The organism is Burkholderia sp. 572, from assembly GCF_040545135.1.
Lineage (GTDB): Bacteria > Pseudomonadota > Gammaproteobacteria > Burkholderiales > Burkholderiaceae > Burkholderia > Burkholderia cepacia.
Window position 1 is genome coordinate 191,870 of sequence record NZ_JBEPLH010000002.1, and the last position, 21,797, is coordinate 213,666.

At 67.7% G+C, this 21,797-nt stretch carries 15 protein-coding genes; 6 read left to right on the top strand and 9 right to left on the bottom strand.

All coding sequences use genetic code 11. The features are described 5' to 3' along the window. Positions 1 to 5: 5 nt before the first annotated feature. The 6 genes from cls to dapC form a co-directional block, all read right to left on the bottom strand. Positions 6 to 1,445: a cardiolipin synthase gene (cls, locus tag ABIC51_RS04545; protein WP_059694711.1), complete on the bottom strand. Its 1,440-nt coding sequence runs from the start codon at positions 1,443 to 1,445 to the stop codon at positions 6 to 8. Positions 1,446 to 1,553: 108 nt separating this feature from the next. Continuing rightward, complete coding sequence (gene prmB, locus ABIC51_RS04550) at positions 1,554 to 2,462, bottom strand: 50S ribosomal protein L3 N(5)-glutamine methyltransferase (RefSeq protein WP_175861550.1); 909 nt, start codon at positions 2,460 to 2,462, stop codon at positions 1,554 to 1,556. Positions 2,463 to 2,473: 11 nt separating this feature from the next. Then, positions 2,474 to 3,613 carry a succinyl-diaminopimelate desuccinylase gene (gene dapE, locus ABIC51_RS04555; protein ID WP_060084331.1) on the bottom strand — a complete coding sequence of 380 codons (1,140 nt, stop codon included), beginning with the start codon at positions 3,611 to 3,613 and terminating at the stop codon, positions 2,474 to 2,476. 90 nt (positions 3,614 to 3,703) lie between these two features. Continuing rightward, positions 3,704 to 4,072 (bottom strand): ArsC family reductase, encoded by a 369-nt coding sequence (locus tag ABIC51_RS04560; RefSeq protein ID WP_006478478.1) that lies wholly within the window; start codon positions 4,070 to 4,072, stop codon positions 3,704 to 3,706. Continuing rightward, positions 4,072 to 4,899, bottom strand: coding sequence for a 2,3,4,5-tetrahydropyridine-2,6-dicarboxylate N-succinyltransferase (gene dapD / locus ABIC51_RS04565; RefSeq protein WP_014896723.1), 828 nt, complete (start codon positions 4,897 to 4,899; stop codon positions 4,072 to 4,074). Before dapD ends, ABIC51_RS04560 begins: the two co-directional genes overlap by 1 nt. Before the next feature lie 44 nt (positions 4,900 to 4,943). Further along, positions 4,944 to 6,176: a succinyldiaminopimelate transaminase gene (dapC, locus tag ABIC51_RS04570; RefSeq protein WP_175899035.1), complete on the bottom strand. Its 1,233-nt coding sequence runs from the start codon at positions 6,174 to 6,176 to the stop codon at positions 4,944 to 4,946. A 159-nt stretch (positions 6,177 to 6,335) separates the two neighbouring features. Between dapC and ABIC51_RS04575 the strand changes: the two genes are divergently transcribed. The 5 genes from ABIC51_RS04575 to def all read left to right on the top strand — a co-directional run bounded on the left by ABIC51_RS04575 (position 6,336) and on the right by def (position 15,061). Beyond that, the gene (locus ABIC51_RS04575; RefSeq protein ID WP_027787082.1) at positions 6,336 to 7,277 is read left to right on the top strand and encodes a DMT family transporter; all 942 of its coding nucleotides are present in this window, start codon (positions 6,336 to 6,338) and stop codon (positions 7,275 to 7,277) included. 139 nt (positions 7,278 to 7,416) lie between these two features. Further along, the gene (smc, locus tag ABIC51_RS04580; protein ID WP_027787083.1) at positions 7,417 to 10,929 is read left to right on the top strand and encodes a chromosome segregation protein SMC; all 3,513 of its coding nucleotides are present in this window, start codon (positions 7,417 to 7,419) and stop codon (positions 10,927 to 10,929) included. Positions 10,930 to 11,014: 85 nt separating this feature from the next. Further along, positions 11,015 to 12,289, top strand: coding sequence for a cell division protein ZipA C-terminal FtsZ-binding domain-containing protein (locus tag ABIC51_RS04585; protein ID WP_027787084.1), 1,275 nt, complete (start codon positions 11,015 to 11,017; stop codon positions 12,287 to 12,289). 166 nt (positions 12,290 to 12,455) lie between these two features. Next, positions 12,456 to 14,531: an NAD-dependent DNA ligase LigA gene (ligA, locus tag ABIC51_RS04590; RefSeq protein WP_027787085.1), complete on the top strand. Its 2,076-nt coding sequence runs from the start codon at positions 12,456 to 12,458 to the stop codon at positions 14,529 to 14,531. Next, entirely contained in the window at positions 14,528 to 15,061 is a 534-nt protein-coding gene (gene def, locus ABIC51_RS04595; protein ID WP_059532269.1) for a peptide deformylase, read from the top strand. The genes ligA and def overlap by 4 nt, the downstream gene beginning before the upstream one ends. Positions 15,062 to 15,151: 90 nt before the next feature. Here def and ABIC51_RS04600 read toward each other — a convergent pair whose 3' ends face one another. The 3 genes from ABIC51_RS04600 to map are packed head-to-tail and all read right to left on the bottom strand — an operon-like array spanning position 15,152 to position 20,612. After that, positions 15,152 to 17,149 (bottom strand): pseudouridine synthase, encoded by a 1,998-nt coding sequence (locus ABIC51_RS04600; RefSeq protein WP_354006378.1) that lies wholly within the window; start codon positions 17,147 to 17,149, stop codon positions 15,152 to 15,154. 16 nt (positions 17,150 to 17,165) lie between these two features. Next, positions 17,166 to 19,742 (bottom strand): [protein-PII] uridylyltransferase, encoded by a 2,577-nt coding sequence (locus ABIC51_RS04605; protein ID WP_027787088.1) that lies wholly within the window; start codon positions 19,740 to 19,742, stop codon positions 17,166 to 17,168. Positions 19,743 to 19,796: 54 nt separating this feature from the next. Further along, entirely contained in the window at positions 19,797 to 20,612 is an 816-nt protein-coding gene (map, locus tag ABIC51_RS04610) for a type I methionyl aminopeptidase (protein ID WP_021159103.1), read from the bottom strand. A 377-nt stretch (positions 20,613 to 20,989) separates the two neighbouring features. Here map and rpsB point away from each other — a divergent pair, with 377 nt between their 5' ends. Next, the gene (rpsB, locus tag ABIC51_RS04615) at positions 20,990 to 21,730 is read left to right on the top strand and encodes a 30S ribosomal protein S2 (protein WP_006483818.1); all 741 of its coding nucleotides are present in this window, start codon (positions 20,990 to 20,992) and stop codon (positions 21,728 to 21,730) included. The last annotated feature ends 67 nt before the right edge of the window (positions 21,731 to 21,797 follow it).

A 21,797-nucleotide genomic window follows, 5' to 3' on the forward strand; every position in this document is an offset into this window, starting at 1 on the left:
GGCCGTCAGAGGATCGGTGCGAACAGCCGCGCGACGTGCATCGCGATGCGTCGCCAGGCAGGCGAGCGGCGGTATTCGTTCGCATCGACCTCGTACGCCTGTGCGAAGTCGGCAACGAGCATCGTCTCGACCTCGTCGGCGAATGCGCGGTCGACGGTCAGCACCATGATCTCGAAATTGAGGCGGAACGAGCGGTTGTCGAGATTCGCGCTGCCGATCGCCGCTGCGATGCGGTCGATCAGCACGACCTTCTGGTGCAGGAAGCCGGGCCGGTAGCGGAATACCTTCACGCCTGCATCGATCAGATCGCGCGCGTACAGCTTCGACGCCTCGAATACCACGTAGTGATCGCGCCGGCTCGGAATCAGGATGCGCACGTCGACGCCGCGCATGACGGCGAGCTTCAGCGCGGAGATCACGGCTTCGTCGGGAACGAGGTACGGCGTGGTGATCCAGACCCGTTCGCGCGCGGCGTTGATCGCCTCGACGAAGAACAGCGAGCCCGTCTCCTGCTTGTCGGCCGGCCCCATCGGCACGGCGAGGCAATGCATGTTGTCGCCCGGCTGCGCGGGCGGCGGCATCGCGAGCGGCGGCAGCTTCTGCGTCGCCCAGTGCCAGTCTTCGGCGAACACGTACTGGATGCTCGCGACCACGGGGCCGCGTATCTCGATGTGCGTGTCGCGCCACGGCGACAGGCGCGGCTTCGCACCGAGATATTCGACGCCGACGTTGTGGCCGCCGACGAACGCGCGATTGCCGTCGACGACGACGATCTTGCGGTGGTTGCGGAAATTGAGCTGGAAACGGTTGACGAACTTCCGGTTGGTCGCGAACGGATGCACCTCGACGCCGCCCCGGCGCAATGTGTCGACGTAGCTGTGCGGCAAGTCGAAGCTGCCGATGCTGTCATACAGGAGGCAGCAGCGCACGCCGGCTGCCGCACGCGCGAGCAGCGAGTCGCGCAGCATCCGGCCGAGCGCATCGTCGCGCACGATGAAGAACTGCACCACCACGTAATCGCGTGCGGCGTCGATTGCGGCCAGGATCGCCGAGAACGTCGCATCGCCGTTCACGAGCGTGCGCACCGAATTGCCGCCGAGGAACGGCATGCCGCCGAGCCGCGTGAGCGCGAGCACCGCGGCCTGGCCGATCGCGTCGGCGGCCGGCCCGTCGGTCGCATCGGTGCTGAGCCAGGGCGAGCGGGGTGTGTGCATGCGCAACATTTCCAGCTCGTGGCGCCTGGCGTCGACGTAGCCGGAGAACTTGCTGCGACCGAGGAACAGGTACGGAACGAGCGTCAGGTACGGCATGGCCGCAAGCGAGACGGCCCATGCGATCGCGCCTTGCGACGTGCGCGTGTTCATGATCGCGTGGCACGCCGCGACGATCCCGAGCACATGGATGGTCAGGATCAGGGTGCCGAGATGTAGCCAGTCGAGGGTCATGGGCGCGTGACGGACTCCTGAGGTCGCGCGGCCGGGCGGCCGCCTACGCGCATCTTACCCAACCGTGCGGCGCAATGGTGCGCCGCACGGCGGGCGAGCCGGAAAGGCTCAGGCCTTGCGCGGCAGGTCGGACGCCTGGATCAGGAAGACGGCGTCGTCGCCCGCGCTGGTGGGCAGCCACGTGAGTTCGAGGCCGCCGAACGCGGCTTCGACGTTCTCGCGCTCGTTGCCGATCTCGACGACGAGCACGCCGTCGTCGTGCAGCCAGCGATGGGCTTCGGCGACGATGCGTCGCACGATGTCCATCCCGTCATCGCCGCCCGCGAGCGCCATCTCCGGCTCGTGACGGTACTCGGGCGGCAGTGCGGCCATCGACGACGCATTCACGTACGGCGGGTTCGTCAGGATCACGTCGTAACGCGTGCCCGGGTCGGTGCGGAACGCGGGCAGCGGCGCGTAGAGGTCGCCGCGGTGCAGTGCGACGCGGTCTTCGAGGCCGTAGTCGCGCACGTTGATCTCGGCGACTTCGAGGGCCTTGTCGGACAGGTCGACCGCGTCGATCTCGGCATTCGGGAACGCGCTCGCCGCGAGGATCGCGAGGCAGCCCGAGCCCGTGCACAGCTCGAGCACGGCGCCGACCTGTTCGGGATCGGCGACGTACGGCTGCAGCCCGTCGTCGAGCAGTTCGCCGATGAACGAGCGCGGCACGATCACGCGTTCGTCGACGTAGAAGCGGTGGCCATGCATCCAGGCTTCATGCGTGAGGTACGCGGCCGGCACGCGGTCGGTCGCGCGCCGTTCGATCACCGCGAGCACGGCCGCGATTTCTTCGGGCAGGAGCCGTGCGTCGAGGAACGGCTCGAGCGTGTCGAGCGGCAGTTCGAGCGTGCGCAGCACGAGGTAGGCCGCTTCGTCGTACGCATTGTCGGAGCCGTGGCCGAACGCGAGCTTCGCCTTCGAGAAGCGCGTGACCGCGTAGCGCAGCAGGTCGCGAACAGTGGCAAAAGGTGTCGTCATGCGAGGCTCCATCAGGCGATCAGTTGTTCGAGCACGCGGCGGTACACGTTCTTCAGCGGATCGATGAAGCGCACTTCGATGTGCTCGTCGATCTTGTGGATGCTGCCGTTCGGCGGGCCGAACTCGATCACCTGCGGGCAGATGCGCGCGATGAAACGGCCGTCCGACGTGCCGCCCGTGGTCGACAGCTCGGTCGTGATGCCCGTTTCGGTGCGGATCGCGTTTTCCAGTGCGCCCGACAGCTCGCCGCGCGGCGTGAGGAACGGCAGGCCGCTCACCGACCACTTCAGCGTGTATTCGAGGCCGTGCTTGTCGAGAATCGCGTGCACGCGCGCCTGCAGGCCCTCGACCGTGCTCGCGGTCGAGAAGCGGAAGTTGAACAGCAGGTCGGCGTGGCCGGGGATCACGTTGGTCGCGCCGGTGCCGGCGTGCAGGTTCGATACCTGCCAGGTCGTCGGCGGGAAGTATTCGTTGCCTTCGTCCCACTGCTCGGCGGCGAGCTCGGCGAGCGCCGGCGCGAGCAGGTGGATCGGGTTCTTCGCGAGGTGCGGATAGGCGATGTGGCCCTGTACGCCCTTGACGACCAGTTCGCCCGACATCGAGCCGCGGCGGCCGTTCTTGACGACGTCGCCGAGTTCGTTGGTCGACGTCGGTTCGCCGACGATGCAGTAGTCCATGCGTTCGCCGCGCGCTTCGAGCAGCTCGACGACCTTCACGGTGCCATCGGTGGCGGGGCCTTCCTCGTCGCTCGTGATCAGGAACGCGATCGCGCCGCGGTGGCCGGGGTGTGCCGCGACGAATTCCTCGGATGCGACGACGAACGCCGCGAGCGACGTCTTCATGTCGGCCGCGCCGCGGCCGTACAGCTTGCCGTCCCGATGGGCGGGGATGAACGGCGGCGAGCTCCATTGCTCGAGCGGGCCGGTCGGTACGACGTCGGTGTGGCCCGCGAAGGCGAGCAGCTTGCCGTCGCGGCCGTCGGCGCCGCGCTTGACGGCCCACAGGTTGGTCACGCCGTGCGACGCGATGGTCTCGCATTCGAAGCCGAGCGCGGCGAGGCGCTCGGTCAGGATCTGCTGGCAATGCTGGTCGTCGGGCGTGACGGACGCGCGGGCGATCAGCTGTTCGGTAAGGGCTAGGGTGGCGGACATGGTTCGGACCACTTTCGATAAAAAATGCCGGCGCGGTGGCCGGCAGCGACAAGACGTCGGGCTGCGCCGACAGGCGCAGCGCGGGCAGCCCTATGCGGCAAACAGCGCCGCGTATTGATCGGCCACGAAGCCGAGCGATTTCACGCGGCCGTTGACCACCAGCACGGGACGCTTGATGACCGACGGCTTGTGGATCATCAGCGCGACCGCGCCGGTCTTCGTTTCGGCGGCCGCCTTCATTGCGTCGTCGAGGCCGCGCCACGTGGTGCCGCGCTTGTTGACGAGTGCGTCGAGCGACACGTCCTTCAGCCAGTCTTCGATCAGCGGCGCGCTGACGCCGAGCTTCTTGAAGTCGTGGAACTCGAATTCGACGCCGTGATCGTCGAGCCACACGCGGGCCTTCTTCACGGTGTCGCAGTTCGGAATGCCGTAGACGACCACGGTGTGCGGCTTCGCCATCAGTCGCCTCGCAGCAGCTCGTTCAGGCCGACCTTCGCGCGCGTCTTCGCGTCGACCTTCTTGACGATCACCGCGCAATACAGGCTGTGCGAGCCGTCCTTCGACGGCAGGTTGCCGGCGACGACGACCGAACCGGCCGGGATGCGGCCGTAGCTGACTTCGCCCGTCTCGCGATCGTAGATCTTCGTGCTCTGGCCGAGGTACACGCCCATCGAGATCACCGAGTTTTCCTCGACGATCACGCCTTCGACGACTTCCGAGCGGGCGCCGATGAAGCAGTTGTCTTCGATGATGACCGGGTTCGCCTGCAGCGGCTCGAGCACGCCGCCGATGCCGACGCCGCCCGACAGGTGCACGTTCTTGCCGATCTGCGCGCACGAACCGACCGTTGCCCACGTGTCGACCATCGTGCCTTCGTCGACGTATGCGCCGATGTTGGTGTACGACGGCATCAGCACGACGTTCTTCGCGATGAACGAGCCGCGGCGCGCGATGGCCGGCGGGACGACGCGGAAGCCGCCTGCTGCGAAATCCTCTGCCGTGTAGTTCGCGAACTTCGACGGCACCTTGTCGTAGAACTGCGAGTAGCCGCCGGCGGGCATCGGCGCGTTGTCCTCCAGGCGGAACGACAGCAGCACGGCCTTCTTCAGCCACTGGTGCACGGTCCAGTTGCCGTCGATCTTCTCGGCAACGCGCAGCGCGCCTTTGTCGAGCTGCTCGATCGCGTGCGCGACGGCTTCGCGGACGTCGGCCGGTGCGGCCTTCGGCGACAGCTCGGCGCGGTTGTCCCAGGCGGTATCGATGATTTGCTGAAGTTGTTGCGACATGTTCGTTTTCGCAGGAGATTGGATGGAATTGATCGGATGGACGATTACCGCGCGAGAGACCGGCAGAAATCGACGATGCGTTGCGCGCCCTCGACGCATTCGGGGGTGCCCGCGACGAGCGCGATCCGGATGAAATCGCGGCCCGGATTCGTGCCGTGCGCATCGCGCGCCAGGTACGAGCCGGGCAGAACCGTCACATTATAGTCGGCGTACAGGCGACGGGCGAACTCGGTGTCCGACAGGCCGGTGCGCGACACGTTGGCCCACAGGTAGAACGCCGCGTCGGGCAGTTTCACGTCGATCACGTCGGCGAGCATCGGCGTGACCGTGTTGAACTTCTGCAGGTACAGCGCGCGGTTCTCGCGCACGTGCGCCTCGTCGTTCCACGCGGCGATGCTCGCGTGCTGCCAGACCGGCGACAGCGCCGCGCCGTGGTACGTGCGGTACAGCAGGAATTTCTTCAGCAGCGCCGCGTCGCCGGCGATGAAACCCGAGCGCATGCCCGGCACGTTCGAGCGTTTCGACAGGCTCGACAGCATCACGAGCCGCTCGAAGCCGCGGCCGAGGCGGTGCGCGGCCTCGAGGCCGCCGAGCGGCGGTGCCGCTTCGTCGAAATAGATCTCCGAATAGCACTCGTCGGACGCGATCACGAAACCGTGGCGGTCGGACAGCGCGAACAGCTCGCGCCAGTCGTCGAGCGTCAGCACGGCGCCCGTCGGGTTGCCCGGCGAGCAGACGTACAGCAGCTGCGTGCGCGCCCAGACCGCGTCGGGCACCGACGCGTAGTCGCAAGCGAAGTTGCGGGCCGGGTCGCTGTTCGCGAAATAGGGTTCGGCACCGGCCAGCAGCGCCGCGCCTTCGTAAATTTGATAGAAAGGATTCGGACAGAGTACGATCGCCTTCTCGCCCGTTTCGGACGGGCGTGCGTCGATCACCGTCTGGGCAAGCGAGAACAGCGCCTCGCGCGAGCCCGACACGGGCAGCACCTGCGTGGCCGGATCGATGGCCGGCAGCCCGTAGCGGCGCTCGAGCCAGTGCGCGATCGACGTACGCAGCGCGTCCGAGCCGGCGGTGGCCGGGTACGACGCGAGACCGTCGAGCGCGGCCACCACGGCGTCGCGGATCAGCGCCGGGGTCGCATGTTTGGGCTCGCCGATGCCGAAGCTGATCGGTTTGAGGGCGCCGGAAGGCGTCACGTCCTTGAACAGGGCGCGCAGCTTTTCGAAGGGATAGGGCTGGAGCGAGTCGAGTCGAGGGTTCACGGGCGAAGCGGCCATCGCGGCCGGTTGGAGCGAAAGAAGCGGCGGGCGCGCCGCGCGGCTGCGAACGGGCGCCGCGGGCGCACGGGTCGCAACGGACGATTATAGCGTGACGGAACGCGGTCACGGCCTGCCGGAACGGCGGCCGGACCGGTCGAATAAAGGGTATCGAACCAAATGAATAACGCGGTACGCGGCAGCCTGCCGACGCTGGCCATCCTGATCGGCGCATCGGTATGGGGCCTGATCTGGTATCCGCTGCGGATCCTTGCGTCGCTCGGCGTGACGGGCACGCTCGCGAGCGCGCTGACGAGCCTCGTCGCGTTCCTGTTCGTGATCGTCGCGCGGCACCGCACGATCGCGACGCTGCGCTGGCACTGGGTGCTGGCCGGCATCGCGGTGACGGCCGGCGTGACGAACCTCGGGTTCGTGTGGGGCACGATCCACGGCGAAGTGCTGCGCGTGATGCTGCTGTTCTACCTGACCCCCGCGTGGACCGCGATCTACGCGCACTTCCTGCTGCGCGAGCGGCTGACCTGGGCCGGCGCGGGGCTCGCGGCGCTGTCGATCGGCGGCGCGATGCTGATGCTGTGGTCGCCGGCGCTCGGCCTGCCGCTGCCGGCCAGCCCGGCCGAATGGGCCGGCCTCGCTGCCGGGCTGAGTTTCGCGATGAGCAACGTGCTCGTGATCAAGGCGAGCCGCGAGCTGCCGGAGATGCGCGCGGAGATGCGCACTGCGACGCTGTTCGGCGGCGCGGCCGTGTTCGGCGCGATCGCGTCGCTGTTCGAGGGGCTGCCGGCTGCGCCGGCGGGCGGCCAGCTCGGTGTCGCCGCGCTGATCATCGTCGCGATCGGCGTGACGATGGCGTCGAACAACCTGCTCGTGCAGTACGGGCTCGCGCGTGTGCCGGCGAACCGTGCGTCGATCATCATGCTGTTCGAGATCGTGATCACCGCGCTGTCGGCGTGGGTGTTCGCGAACGAGCTGCCGACCGCGCGCGAGTGGGCGGGCGGCGCGTGCATCGTGCTGGCCACGCTGCTGTCGAGCCGGGTCCATCGTGCCGCGCCGGCACCGGACAAACCCGGCGACGGTCGGGACGGTGCACGCGCGATGGTATGATGGAAGCCGTTTGCGGGGCCCAACGCTGGATGCGCGCGGCCCCGCTTTTGAATTCCGGGGCGCGTCGCGCGCATGGGCCGTCCGGCCTCGCGCAGTGCGGCTCCGTCCGTTTCACACCTTCTTCACATCCGATACCGCCGTGCGTCTGAGCTCGATCAAACTCGCTGGCTTCAAATCCTTTGTCGATCCCACGCATTTCCAGGTTCCGGGCCAGCTTGTCGGCGTGGTGGGCCCGAACGGGTGCGGCAAGTCCAACATCATCGACGCCGTGCGCTGGGTGCTCGGCGAGTCGCGCGCTTCCGAGCTGCGCGGCGAGTCGATGCAGGACGTGATCTTCAACGGCTCGACCGCCCGCAAGCCCGGCAGCCGGGCCAGCGTCGAACTGATCTTCGACAACTCCGACGGCCGCGCGGCCGGCCAGTGGGGCCAGTACGGCGAGATCGCCGTGAAGCGCGTGCTCACGCGCGACGGCACGTCGAGTTACTACATCAACAACCTGCCGGCGCGTCGCCGCGACATCCAGGACATCTTCCTCGGCACGGGCCTCGGGCCGCGTGCGTACGCGATCATCGGGCAGGGCATGATCGCGCGGATCATCGAGGCGAAGCCGGAAGAGCTGCGCGTGTTCCTCGAGGAAGCCGCGGGCGTCTCGAAGTACAAGGAGCGCCGCCGCGAAACCGAGAACCGCCTGCACGACACGCGCGAGAACCTGACGCGCGTCGAGGACATCGTCCGCGAACTCGGTGCGAACCTCGAGAAGCTCGAGGCGCAGGCCGTCGTCGCGACCAAGTACAAGGAACTCGTCGCCGACGGCGAGGAGAAGCAGCGCCTGCTGTGGCTGCTGCGCAAGAACGAGGCCGCGGGCGAGCAGCAGAAGCAGCAGCGCGCGATCGAACAGGCGCAGATCGACCTCGAGGCGCAGACGGCGAAGCTGCGCGAGGTCGAGGCGCAGCTCGAGACACTGCGTGTCGCGCATTACTCGGCGAGCGACGCGATGCAGGGCGCGCAGGGTTCGCTCTACGAGGCGAATGCCGAGGTGAGCCGCCTCGAAGCCGAGATCAAGTTCATCGTCGAATCGCGCAATCGCGTGCAGGCGCAGATCGCCGCGCTGAACGCGCAGCGCGAGCAATGGCGCGCGCAGGCCGAGAAGGCGCAGGACGAGCTCGAGGAAGCCGAGGAAGCGCGCGCGATGGCCGACGAGAAGGCCGCGCTCGCCGAAGACAACGCCGCCGCGAAGCACGACGCGCTGCCGGCGCTCGAAGCGAAATGGCGCGATGCGCAGGCGCAGCTCAACGACGAGCGCGCGCGGATCGCGCAGACCGAACAGTCGCTGAAACTCGAGGCCGCGCACCAGCGCAACGCCGACCAGCAGCTTCAGCAGCTTCAGCAGCGCCATGAGCGCCTGAAGAGCGAAGCGGGCGGGCTCGACGCGCCGGACGAGGCCCAGCTCGAAGAGCTGCGCATGCAACTGGCCGAGCAGGAAGAGATCCTTGCCGAAGCGCAGGCGCGCCTCGCCGACGCGCAGGAAACGGTGCCGCGCCTCGATGGCGAACGCCGTGCCGCGCAGGAGCGCGTGCAGGCCGAGGCCGCGCAGATCCACCAGCTCGAGGCGCGTCTCGCCGCGTTGAAGCAACTGCAGGAAAACGTGCAGACCGAAGGCAAGGTGCAGCCGTGGCTCGACAAGCACGAGCTCGGCGCGCTGCCGCGCCTGTGGAAGAAGCTGCACGTCGAGGCCGGCTGGGAAGCGGCGCTCGAGGCCGTGCTGCGCGAGCGCCTCGCCGCGCTCGAAGTGTCGAATCTCGACTGGGTGAAGGCATTCGCGACCGATGCGCCGCCGGCAAAGCTCGCGTTCTATGCGCCGCCCGCGGCCGGCGAACCGCCCGCGGCCGTGGCGGGCCTGCGTCCGGTGCTGTCGCTCGTGCGCATCGACGATGCGGGCATCCGTGCGGTGCTGAACGACTGGCTCGGCAACGTGTATGTCGCCGACGACGTCGCACAGGCGCTCGCGACGCGCACGCAGCTGCCGGCAGGCGGCGCGTTCGTCGTCAAGGCCGGCCATGTCGTCACGCGCGTCGGCGTGCAGCTCTACGCCGCTGATTCGGAGCAGGCCGGGATGCTGGCCCGCCAGCAGGAAATCGAAAACCTGACGCGCCAGGTGCGTGCGCAGGCGCTGCTCGCCGACGAGGCGCGCACGGCCGCCGTGCGCGCGGAAGCCGCGCACACGCAGGCCACGCAGGCGCTCGGCGACGTGCGCGCACAGGCCGAGCGTGCGACGCAACGCGTGCACGCGCTGCAGATGGACGTGCTGAAGCTCGCGCAGGCGCACGAACGTTACACGCAGCGCAGCACGCAGATCCGCGAGGAACTCGAGGAAATCGGCGCGCAGATCGAAGAGCAGCGCGCGATGCGCGCCGAATCGGAAGCGAATTTCGAACGTTTCGACGGCGAACTCGCGGAGCTGCAGGCGCGCTTCGAGGACAACCAGCTCGCATTCGAAGCACTCGACGAATCGCTGACGCAGGCGCGTCAGGAAGCGCGTGACCTGGAGCGCGGCGCGAACGACGCGCGCTTCGCCGCGCGCAACGCGGTGACGCGGATCGACGAACTCAAGCGCAGCATCCAGGTCGCGCACGAGCAGAGCGAACGTGTTGCCGGATCGCTGGAAGACGCACGCGCCGAACTCGAGACGATCAACGAGCAGACCGCGCACACGGGCCTGCAGGACGCGCTCGAAGTTCGTGCGGTGAAGGAAGAGGCGCTGCAGGCCGCGCGGATCGAACTCGACGACCTGACCGCGAAGCTGCGCGCGTCGGACGAGCAGCGGCTCGTCGCCGAGCGCTCGCTGCAGCCGCTGCGCGATCGCATCACCGAATTGCAGTTGAAGGAGCAGGCCGCGCGCCTGGCGGTCGAGCAGTTCGCCGAGCAACTGACGGCGGCCGAGGTCGACGAGGAAGCGCTGCGCGAGAAGCTCACGCCGGATCTGAAGCCGTCGTACCTGCAAGGCGAGGTCACGCGCCTGAACAACGCGATCAACGCGCTCGGCCCGGTGAACATGGCCGCGCTCGACGAGCTGAAGGCCGCGAGCGAGCGCAAGGTGTTTCTCGATGCGCAATCGGCCGACCTGATCGACGCGATCACGACGCTCGAGGACGCGATCCACAAGATCGACCAGGAAACCCGCACGCTGCTGCAAGGCACCTTCGACGAGGTCAACCGTCACTTCAGCGACCTTTTCCCGCGCCTGTTCGGCGGCGGCCAGGCGAAGCTGATCATGACGGGCGACGAGATCCTCGATGCCGGCGTGCAGGTGATGGCGCAGCCGCCGGGCAAGAAGAACGCGACGATTCACCTGCTGTCGGGCGGCGAGAAGGCGCTGACCGCGACCGCACTGGTGTTCGCGATGTTCCAGCTCAATCCGGCGCCGTTCTGTCTGCTCGACGAGGTCGACGCGCCGCTCGACGACGCGAACACCGAGCGTTTCGCGAATCTCGTGCGCGCGATGTCCGACAAGACGCAGTTCCTGTTCATCTCGCACAACAAGATCGCGATGGAGATGGCGCAGCAGCTGATCGGCGTGACGATGCAGGAGCAGGGCGTGTCGCGGATCGTCGCGGTGGACATGGAAACCGCCGCGGGTTTTGCCCAGAATTGACGTTTGACGAAACCGGACCGCGTTCGCGCGGCGCATGGGCGCCCGTTCGCGGTTCCGACGAACAAGAATTGCTGATGGAGCGTGCATGGACGAGTTGACACTCGGTTTGATCGGCGCGGGCGCCGTCGTGGTGGGCGGCGTCGTGGTCTACAACGCATGGCAGGGCGCGAAGGTGCGGCGCAGGATGCCGCGCCCGATGCCGGAGGAAGCGGCCGAGGCGATGAACCGCCCCGAGCGCGACGAAGAGTTGCCGTTCATCGAGCCGGTGCGTCAGCCGGTGCGGCGCGAGCCTGCGGCGCCGGCTGCTGCGGCTGCCGCGTCGGCGGAAGTCGCGCGCGTCGAGCCGACCTTCGGCGGTGCGGCGCCTGCCGACATGCCGGCCGATCTGCAGGCCGAGGCGACCGGCGTCGAGTCGCCGGCCGAGCCGGTCGACGCGGTTGCCGGCGAAGACACCGTGCCGGCCACCGCGCACGACACGCACGCTGAAGCGGCCGAGCCGGTCGAACCCGTGCTGCCGGCCGCGACGACGATCTCGTCGGCACCGCCGGCGATCGTCGACCGCCGGATCGACTGCATCGTGCCGATCCGCCTCACCGGTTTGCTGCCGGGCGACAAGATCCTGCCGGCCGCGCAGCGGCTGCGCCGCGCGGGCAGCAAGCCCGTGCATATCGAAGGCAAGCCCGAAGGCGGCCAGTGGGAGCTGCTGCAGAACGGCGTGCGCTACGAGGAACTGCGCGCGGCCGCGCAGCTCGCGAACCGCAGCGGCGCGCTGAACGAGCTCGAGTTCTCCGAATTCGTGACGGGCGTCCAGCAGTTCGCCGACGCGATCGACGGCGCGCCGGAATTCCCGGACATGATGGAAACGGTCGCGATGGCGCGCGAGCTCGACGCGTTTGCCGCGCAATGCGACGCCCAGTTGTCGATCAACGTGATGTCGGACGGCGCGCCGTGGTCGGCGAACTACGTGCAGGCGGTCGCGTCGCAGGACGGGCTGCTGCTGTCGCGCGACGGCACGCGTTTCGTGAAGCTCGACGCGAAGCAGAACCCGGTGTTCATGCTGCAGTTCGGCGACACGAACTTCCTGCGTGACGACCTCACGTACAAGGGCGGCAACATGATCACGCTGGTGCTCGACGTGCCGGTCGCCGAAGAGGACATCCTGCCGTTCCGGCTGATGTGCGACTACGCGAAGTCGCTGTCCGAACGGATCGGTGCGCGGGTCGTCGACGATTCGCGCCGGCCGCTGCCGGAATCGACGCTCGTCGCGATCGACCAGCAACTGATGAAGCTGTACGCGAAGCTCGAGGAAGCCGGCATCCCGGCCGGTTCGCCGGTCACGCGCCGCCTCTTCAGCCAGTAACGCGAACGCACGGGCGGCGGGCCTCGGGGCCGCCGTTCGTCGCTGCGGCGCACACCTCGCTGTTTGCGCTGCAGCACGCGCATCGGGCGCGTTTTGCGCGCCCCGCCACGGCGGCAAACTGAGATAATCGGGCATCCGATTTTCTCAGAACGAATCTGCCGCCAGCATGGCCCGAACCCAAGCCGAACCGCCAGCCAGCCAGCCCGACGCGCGCGCCGCGTGGCTGCGCGACCAACTCGAGCGGGCGAACTACGCCTACTACGTGCTCGATCAGCCGGATCTGCCCGACGCCGAGTACGACCGACTGTTTCGCGAGTTGCAGCAGCTCGAAACCGATCATCCCGAACTCGTGACGCCCGATTCGCCGACGCAGCGCGTGGGCGGCGAGGCGGCCGGCGGCTTCACGCCGGTCGTCCACGATGCGCCGATGCTGTCGCTGAACAACGGCTTTGCCGACGAGGACATCGTCGCGTTCGACAAGCGCGTCGCCGATGCGCTCGACAAGGCGACCGATCTCGCCGGTTCGGTGACGGAGCCGGTCGACTACGCGTGCGAACTGAAGTTCGACGGTCTCGCGATCTCGCTGCGTTACGAGCAGGGCGTATTCGTGCAGGCGTCGACGCGCGGCGACGGCACGACCGGCGAGGACGTGACCGAGAACGTGCGCACGATCCGCTCGATTCCGCTGAAGCTGAAGGGCAAGAACGTGCCGGCCGTACTCGACGTGCGCGGCGAGGTGCTGATGTTCAAGCGCGATTTCGCACGCCTGAACGAACGCCAGCGCGCGGCCGAGCAGCGCGAATTCGCGAACCCGCGCAACGCCGCGGCCGGCAGCCTGCGCCAGCTCGACTCGAAGATCACCGCGCAGCGTCCGCTTTCGTTCTTCGCGTACGGGATCGGCGTGCTCGACGGGATGCCGATGCCCGATACGCACAGCGCGCTGCTCGACTGGTACGAGTCGCTCGGCCTGCCCGTGAACCGCGAGCGCGCGGTCGTGCAGGGCGCCGAGGGCTTGCTCGACTTCTTCCGCAAGGTCGGCGAGAAGCGCGAGTCGCTGCCCTACGACATCGACGGTGTCGTCTACAAGGTCAACCGGCGTGACGAGCAGGAGCGCCTCGGCTTCGTGTCGCGTGCGCCGCGCTTCGCGCTTGCTCACAAGTTCCCCGCGCAGGAAGCGCTGACGAAGCTCGTCGCGATCGACGTGCAGGTCGGGCGCACCGGCGCGATCACACCGGTCGCGCGCCTCGAGCCGGTGTTTGTCGGCGGGGCGACGGTGACCAACGCGACGCTGCACAACGAGGACGAGGTGCGCCGAAAGGACATCCGGATTGGCGATACCGTGATCGTGCGCCGCGCCGGCGACGTGATCCCCGAGGTGGTCGGTGCGCTGCTCGACCGGCGCCCGGCCGATGCGGCCGAATTCGTGATGCCGACCGAATGCCCGGTGTGCGGCTCGAAGATCGAGCGCCTGCCGGACGAGGCGATCGCGCGCTGCACGGGCGGCCTGTTCTGCCCGGCGCAGCGCAAGCAGGCGCTGTGGCACTTCGCGCAGCGCCGCGCGCTCGACATCGACGGTCTCGGCGAGAAGATCATCGACCAGCTCGTCGAACTGAATCTCGTGCGCACGCCGGCCGACCTGTTCAATCTCGGCTTTGCGACGCTCGCCGAGCTCGACCGGTTTGCCGAGAAGTCCGCACAGAACCTGCTCGACTCGCTTGAGAAGGCGAAGCACACGACGCTCGCGCGCTTCATCTACGGGCTCGGTATCCGCCACGTGGGCGAATCGACCGCGAAGGATCTCGCGAAGCATTTCGGCTCGCTCACGCCGATCATGGACGCGTCGATCGAAGAGCTGCTCGAAGTCAACGACGTCGGGCCGATCGTCGCCGAGTCGATTCATCAGTTCTTCGCGGAAGAGCACAACCGGACCGTGATCGAGCAGTTGCGCGCACCGGGCAAGGTGACGTGGCCGGAAGGGCCGCCCGCGCCGAAGGCGCCGCAGGGCGTGCTGGCCGGCAAGACCGTCGTGCTGACGGGCACGCTCCCGACGCTCACGCGCGATGCCGCGAAGGAAATGCTCGAAGCGGCGGGCGCGAAAGTGGCCGGTTCGGTATCGAAGAAGACGGATTACGTGGTCGCGGGCGCCGAAGCCGGCAGCAAGCTCGCGAAGGCCGAGGAACTCGGCATCCCCGTGCTGGACGAAGACGGCCTGCACCAACTCCTGGAGGGCAATACGCCATGATTCGCGAGATCCTGAAGATGGGCGATCCGCGCCTGCTCGAAGTCGCCAAGCCGGTCGAGCGGTTCGATACACCCGAGCTGCACGAGATCGTCGCGGACATGTTCGAGACGATGCACCATGCGAACGGCGCCGGCCTGGCCGCGCCGCAGATCGGCGTCGGGCTGCAGATCATCATCTTCGGCTTCGGCAACAACAACCGCTACCCGGAAGCGCCGCCGGTGCCCGAGACCGTGCTGATCAACCCGAAGGTCGAATACATGCCGCCGGACATGGAGGAGGGCTGGGAAGGCTGCCTGTCGGTGCCGGGCATGCGCGGCGTCGTCAGCCGCTACGCGAAGGTGCGCTACAGCGGCTTCGACCAGTTCGGCGAGAAGATCGATCGTGTCGCCGACGGTTTTCACGCACGTGTCGTCCAGCACGAATACGACCACCTGATCGGCAAGCTGTATCCGATGCGGATCACCGATTTCACGCGCTTCGGCTTCACGGAAGTGCTGTTCCCGGGGCTCGATCCGGCTTCCGACGACTGATCCCTCTGCTTTCCCGGTTTCTCGCAGACAAGAAAAAGCCCGCTTGCGCGGGCTTTTTCATTGCATGGCGCACGTGTGGCGCGCCGGCGGTCAGAACGTCTCGTCGGCCGACAGATAGCGCCATTGCCCCTGCGGCAGTGCGCCGAGCGTCACGCGGCCCATCCGGACGCGCTTCAGGCCGATCACGTCGAGACCCACCAGTTCGCACATGCGACGGATCTGGCGCTTCTTGCCTTCGCGCAGCACGAAGCGCAACTGCTCGCCGTTCTGCCAGCTCACCATCGCGGGCTTCAGCGCGACGCCGTCGAGCTCGAGGCCGTGGCGCAGCTTCGCGAGCGATTCCGCCGGGAAGTGCTGGTCGATGTCGATCAGCCGTTCGCCGAAGCGCACGCGCACCAGGTATTCCTTGTCGATATCCGACTGCTCGCCGATCAGCTGCTTCGCGATCACGCCGTTCTGCGTCAGCACGAGCAGGCCGGTCGAATCGATGTCCAGGCGGCCGGCCGGTGCGAGCGCGTGCAGGTGCTGCGGCGAGAAGCGTACCGGCGAATGGTCGCCGCTCCAGCGGTTCGCGCGCGTGATCAGCACGGCTGCCGGCTCGTAGCCGTCTTCCGCCTGGCCCGACACATAACCGACGGGCTTGTGCAGCAGGATCGTCACTTGCGCGGCCTGCGCGGCGCTCGCGCGCTCGTCGATCTCGATCTTCTGGTCGGCGCGGACCTTGGTGCCGAGCGTGTCGATGCGTTCGCCGTCGACGAGCACCCAACCCTTTTCGATCCATTCGTCGGCTTCGCGGCGCGAGCACATGCCGAGCTCGGACATCCGCTTCGACAGGCGCATCAGGCCCGTTTCGTCGCCGTAGTCGACGTCGGCCGCCGCGCGCTTGACCGGCTGCGCGGTCTTGACCGCACCGAACGAGCGGCGTTCGCCGTCGCGCGCGGGGCGAGCCGGGCGGTCGCCGAAGCTGCGCTTCGCGCCTTCGCCGGCCGTCTTGTCGCGATAGGACGGGCGCTTGCCGTCGTCGGCGCCAGCGCGGCGCGGACGGGCATCGTCATCGCGGCGCGGCGGACGATCGGACGACGGGCGGCGGTCGCCGAAGCTGCGCTTCGCGCCTTCGCCGGCCGTCTTGTCGCGATAGGACGGGCGCTTGCCGTCGTCGGCGCCTGCGCGACGCGGACGGGCATCGTCATCGCGGCGGGGCGGGCGATCGGACGACGGGCGGCGGTCGCCGAAGTTGCGCTTTGCACCTTCACCGGCTGCCTTGTCGCGATAGGACGAGCGTTTGTCGTCGTCGCCACCTGCGCGACGCGGACGGGCGTCGTCATCACGGCGCGGCGGACGATCGGACGACGGGCGGCGGTCGCCGAAGTTGCGCTTTGCACCTTCACCGGCTGCCTTGTCGCGATAGGACGAGCGTTTGTCGTCGTCGCCACCTGCGCGACGCGGACGGGCGTCGTCATCACGGCGCGGCGGACGATCGGACGACGGGCGGCGGTCGCCGAAGTTGCGCTTTGCACCTTCACCGGCTGCCTTGTCGCGATAGGACGAGCGTTTGTCGTCGTCGCCACCCGCGCGACGCGGACGGGCGTCGTCATCACGGCGGGGCGGACGATCGGACGACGGGCGGCGATCGCCGAAGCTGCGCTTTGCACCTTCACCAGCTGCCTTGTCGCGATACGACGAGCGTTTGTCGTCGTCGCCACCTGCGCGACGCGGGCGGGCATCGTCATCACGGCGCGGCGGACGATCGGACGACGGGCGGCGATCGCCGAAGCTGCGCTTCGCCCCTTCGCCGGCCGCGTTGTCGCGATACGGCGCGCGCGTGCCGCGTTCGGCACCGCCGTCACGCGGCGCACGCTTGGCCGGTGCGCGATCCGCGCCCGGGCGCTCGGCGCCTGGCGCGCCGCGCGGCTTGAACGAGCGTTCGCCGGCGGCGGCCGGGGCGGCCTTCTTCGGGCGGGCCGGCTTGTCCCCTGCGGGCGGCGCAGCGGGACGCACCGCCTTGCGGGCGACGAGGCTGCCGGAGCGGACAGGGGCGCGGGTCGGCGACGCCGGCTTCGGATTCTTGACGGTTAGTTTGGTGCGCATAAACGCTGGAATTCATTCAGACTGCGATCGCACGCAGCAACTCGGTTTCAAGCTGGATCTGCAGGCGGTTGTCGGACAGGCCGGCACCCGCGAGCAGGAAGATGTCCTCGACGCGTTCGCCGAGCGTATTGATCCGCGCCGCGTGGACGCCGATCCGATGCTCGGCGAGTACGCGCGCGATCGAATAGAGAAGGCCCGGCCGGTCGTTGGCCGACACGGACAGGATGTAGTACTGGCCGCGCTCGTCGGCCCGCAGGTCGACGCGCGGCGTGATCGGAAACGTCCGGGACAGCCTCGACAGGCGGCCTTTGGACGGCTCCGGCAGCGGTGCGGTTTCGGTGAGCCGCGACGCGAGCTGTTGTTCGACGAGATTCGCGATGTCGCGGTAGCGCACGTCGCGTTCGGTCTGCGTGACGATGAAGTTGTCGAGCGCATAGCCGTGCCGCGTCGTGCTGACGCGCGCGTCGAGCACCGACAGCCCGTTGCGGTCGAAATACGCGCAGATGCCCGCGAACAGGTCCGGGCGATCCTTCACGTACACGAGCACCTGCAGCGCGTCGCCGATCGGCGACGGCCGCGCGCGGACGATCGCGGTTTCGGCGTTCACGTGCCGGTACAGCACGCGTGTCTGCCACGCGATGTCGGCTGCGTCGTGACGCAGGAAGAAGCCGACGTCGAGCTGGTCCCACAGCGCGCGATGGGCGTCCTCGGGCACGGTCTCGAGGCGCAGCAGCGCGAGCGCCTGCTCCTGCCGCGACTTCAGCTCCGAATGCGCGTCGGGGTTGGCGCCGCCGAGCACCGCGAGCGTGATGCGGTACAGGTCCTCGAGCAGCTTGCCTTTCCACGTGTTCCACACCTTCGGGCTCGTGCCGCGGATATCGGCGACGGTCAGCAGGTACAGCGCGGTGAGGTAGCGTTCGTTGCCGACGACTTCGGCAAAGCGCTTGATGACTTCGGGGTCGCTCGTGTCCTGCTTCTGCGCGACCTGGCTCATCGTCAGGTGATGCTGGACGAGCCACACGATCAACGACGCGTCGTCGCCGGCGATGCCGTGCTCGCGGCAGAAGCGCCGCGCATCGGCCATCCCGAGCGTCGAGTGATCGCCGCCGCGGCCCTTCGCGATGTCGTGGAACAGCGCGGCGACATACAGCACCCACGGGCGCTCGAAGTTGCCGATCAACTGGCTGCAGAACGGATATTCGTGCGCGTGCTCGGCCACCGCGAAGCGGCGGATGTTGCGCAACACCATCAGGATGTGCTGGTCGACCGTGTACACGTGGTACAGGTCGTGCTGCATCTGGCCGACGATGCGGCGGAAGTTCAGCAGATAGCGGCCGAGCACGCTCGTCTGGTTCATCAGCCGGAACGCGTGCGTGATGCCTTCGGGCTGCTGCAGGATCCGCATGAACGTGTCGCGGTTCTGCGGATCGCGGCGCCACGCGTTGTTCATGATCTCGCGCGAGTTGTATAGCGCGCGCAGCGTGCGGGCGGACAGGCCCTTCACGCCGCGGGTCGTCTCGTACAGCAGGAACGCTTCGAGGATCGCGTCGGGATGGCGCTCGAACACGCCGTCGTCGACGATCTCGAGCATCCCCTGCTTCTCGACGAAGCGGTCGGGCGACAGCACGCGCGTGATGCCGCTCGTCGCGGGAAAGAGCTGCGCCTCGATGTTCTGGATCAGGATCGTCGCGAGCTGCGTGACGGCTTTCGCGGCCCAGTAATAGCGGCGCATCAGCTGCTCGCTCGCGCGCTTGGTCTGCGTCGGCTGGTAGCCGAAGCTCTCGGCCGCCTGCGTTTGCAGGTCGAACACGAGCATGTCCTGGCGGCGGCCGGCGATCACGTGCAGCCGCGCGCGCAGCGTCTTCAGGAAGCCTTCGTTGCGGCGCAGCTCGCGCGCTTCGCGATCGGTGATGAGGCCGCGCGTGTCGAGTTCGCGCCAGCTGCTGCCGAAGCCCGCCGCGCGCGCGATCCACAGGATCGTCTGCAGGTCGCGCAGCCCGCCGGGGCTTTCCTTCACGTTCGGCTCGAGGCTGTACGGCGTGTCCTGGAACTTCGCGTGGCGCTGGCGCATCTCGAGCACCTTCGCGGTGAAGAACGCGCGGGCGTCGAGCGCCTCGTGGTAGCGCACCGTGAAGCGCTCGAACAGCGCGGTGCTGCCGACGATGCGGCGCGCTTCCAGCAGGGACGTTTGCACCGTGACGTCCTGCGACGCCTCCTCGATGCACTGCGCGACCGTGCGCACGCTGCTGCCGATCTCGAGGCCGAGATCCCACGCCATCCCGATGAAGCGTTCGATGCGTGCGTCGAGCGCGGGGTCGTGCGCATCGGGCAGCAGCACGAGGATGTCGACGTCGGAATAGGGTGCGAGCTCGCCGCGCCCGTAGCCGCCGACGGCGACGAGTGCCAGCGTCGCGGGCAGCCCGCAGTCGTCCCACACGCGCTTGAGCGCATCGTCGGTGAGTTTCGACAGCGCGTGCATCAGGGACGCGACGTTCGTCGCGCGGCGAAAGCGCTCGAGCATCTCCGTCTTGGCGGCCTTGAATTCGGCGCGCCGCGACAGCGCGTCGGGCGAGGGGGCGGCGTGAGCGCTCATGGGCGGCCGGTCAGGTGCAGGTGGTGCGGATAGGGCGGGCTGGCGCGACGGCGCTCAGACCGCGGCGGCCGGTTGCGCGAACACGGGGCGTGCCGGCGTGCCGGCCGACACGGTCAGCACCTCGTAGCCGGTTTCGGTGACGAGCACCGTGTGCTCCCACTGCGCCGACAGGCTGCGGTCGCGCGTCTTGACCGTCCACTGGTCGGGCATCGTGCGGATGTCGCGCTTGCCGGCGTTGATCATCGGCTCGATCGTGAAGATCATCCCGGCCTTCAGTTCGATGCCGGTGCCCGGACGGCCGTAGTGGACGACCTGCGGATCCTCGTGGAACACCGTGCCGATGCCGTGGCCGCAGTATTCGCGCACGACGCTGTAGCCTTGCGCTTCAGCATGCTTCTGGATCGCGTAGCCGATGTCGCCGAGGTGCGCGCCGGGCTTGACCTGGTCGATGCCGAGCCACATGCATTCGTAGGTGGTCTGCACGAGGCGCTTCGCGAGGATCGAGCCCTCGCCGACGATGAACATCCGGCTGGTGTCGCCGAAGTAGCCGTTCTTGATCACGGTGATGTCGATGTTCAGCGCGTCGCCGTTCTTGATCACCTTCTCGCCGGGAATGCCGTGGCAGATCACGTCGTTGACCGAAATGCAGGTGGCCTTCGGGTACGGGGGGTAGCCGGGCGGCTGGTAGTTCAGCGGTGCCGGGATCGTGCCCTGTTCGTTGAGCATGAACTCGTGGCAGAGGCGGTCGAGTTCGGCGGTCGTGATGCCCGCGACGACGTGCGGCGTGATGAAGTCGAGCACTTCGCTCGCGAGACGGCAGGCGACGCGCATCTCGGCGATATCGTGTTCGTTTTTGAGCGTAATAGCCATCGAGGTATGCCTGGAATGCGGTGAATTGACGGATTATCGCACCTTCTGGCAGGCGTCGCAGCCCCTGCCGGCGGTGCGGGTGCGGGTTTTCGCGGATTGTCCGGCCGGCTGCCGCGCGGCAAGCGAAAGTGGTGAGCGACTTGAGAGCGGACAAATCGGCGTGCTATACTCTTTGGCTAAGTCGACATCCAAATGCCGTAGTGCCCCATTCCGGGGCGGCATCGCGGTGAAAGGCTTACGGCACGGGCGTTTTGCACGTGCCGAATCGCAAGCCGGCGCAACCAGGGTGCCGGCCGCGCGGAAATCGTGCCTTTCGGGGCAGGTTCGTGCGGCGGTACGGCGGCCGGCTTAAGACCCAACCCTCGTGGAGAATTTACATGGCAGTTACGATGCGCCAAATGCTGGAAGCGGGTGTCCACTTCGGTCACCAGACGCGCTTCTGGAACCCGAAGATGGCTCCGTTCATTTTCGGTCACCGCAACAAGATTCACATCATCAACCTCGAAAAGACGCTGCCGATGTTCACGGACGCACAGAAGTACGTGCGCCAGCTGGCAGCGAACCGCGGCACGATCCTGTTCGTCGGCACGAAGCGTCAATCGCGTGACACGATCGCCCAGGAAGCGCAACGCGCGGGCATGCCGTACGTCAACGCACGCTGGCTCGGCGGCATGATGACCAACTTCAAGACGCTGAAGGTATCGATCAAGCGCCTGAAGGACATGGAAGCGGCAGTCGAGGCAGGCGAGCTCGAGAAGATGAGCAAGAAGGAAGCGCTGCTGTTCGAACGCGAAATCGCGAAGCTGCAGAAGTCGATCGGCGGCGTGAAGGACATGGGCGGCATTCCGGACGCAATCTTCGTCGTCGACGTCGGCTACCACAAGATTGCCGTCACGGAAGCGAACAAGCTGGGCGTGCCGGTCATCGCCGTGGTCGATACGAACCACTCGCCGGAAGGTGTGGATTACGTGATCCCGGGTAACGACGACTCGAGCAAGGCAGTCGCGCTGTACGCCGAAGGCGTGGCCGACGCGATCCTCGAAGGCCGTGCGAACGCGGTCAACGAAGTGGTCCAGGCCGCACGCGGCGACGATGAGTACGTCGAGGAAAACGCGTAACTGGCCCCGAGCCGGCGCAAAAAGGGGGCTCTCAACAGGCCCCCTTTTTTTAAGCTTGTGCGCCGGA

Coding starts and splice junctions, on each gene's coding strand:
- map (WP_021159103.1), bottom strand. CDS start 20,612: ATGGCTATTACGCTCAAAAACGAACACGATATCGCCGAGATGCGCGTC.
- ABIC51_RS04605 (WP_027787088.1), bottom strand. CDS start 19,742: ATGAGCGCTCACGCCGCCCCCTCGCCCGACGCGCTGTCGCGGCGCGCC.
- dapD (WP_014896723.1), bottom strand. CDS start 4,899: ATGTCGCAACAACTTCAGCAAATCATCGATACCGCCTGGGACAACCGC.
- dapE (WP_060084331.1), bottom strand. CDS start 3,613: ATGTCCGCCACCCTAGCCCTTACCGAACAGCTGATCGCCCGCGCGTCC.
- def (WP_059532269.1), top strand. CDS start 14,528: ATGATTCGCGAGATCCTGAAGATGGGCGATCCGCGCCTGCTCGAAGTC.
- ABIC51_RS04575 (WP_027787082.1), top strand. CDS start 6,336: ATGAATAACGCGGTACGCGGCAGCCTGCCGACGCTGGCCATCCTGATC.
- cls (WP_059694711.1), bottom strand. CDS start 1,445: ATGACCCTCGACTGGCTACATCTCGGCACCCTGATCCTGACCATCCAT.
- dapC (WP_175899035.1), bottom strand. CDS start 6,176: ATGGCCGCTTCGCCCGTGAACCCTCGACTCGACTCGCTCCAGCCCTAT.
- ABIC51_RS04560 (WP_006478478.1), bottom strand. CDS start 4,072: ATGGCGAAGCCGCACACCGTGGTCGTCTACGGCATTCCGAACTGCGAC.
- rpsB (WP_006483818.1), top strand. CDS start 20,990: ATGGCAGTTACGATGCGCCAAATGCTGGAAGCGGGTGTCCACTTCGGT.
- prmB (WP_175861550.1), bottom strand. CDS start 2,462: ATGACGACACCTTTTGCCACTGTTCGCGACCTGCTGCGCTACGCGGTC.
- ligA (WP_027787085.1), top strand. CDS start 12,456: ATGGCCCGAACCCAAGCCGAACCGCCAGCCAGCCAGCCCGACGCGCGC.
- ABIC51_RS04585 (WP_027787084.1), top strand. CDS start 11,015: ATGGACGAGTTGACACTCGGTTTGATCGGCGCGGGCGCCGTCGTGGTG.
- ABIC51_RS04600 (WP_354006378.1), bottom strand. CDS start 17,149: ATGCGCACCAAACTAACCGTCAAGAATCCGAAGCCGGCGTCGCCGACC.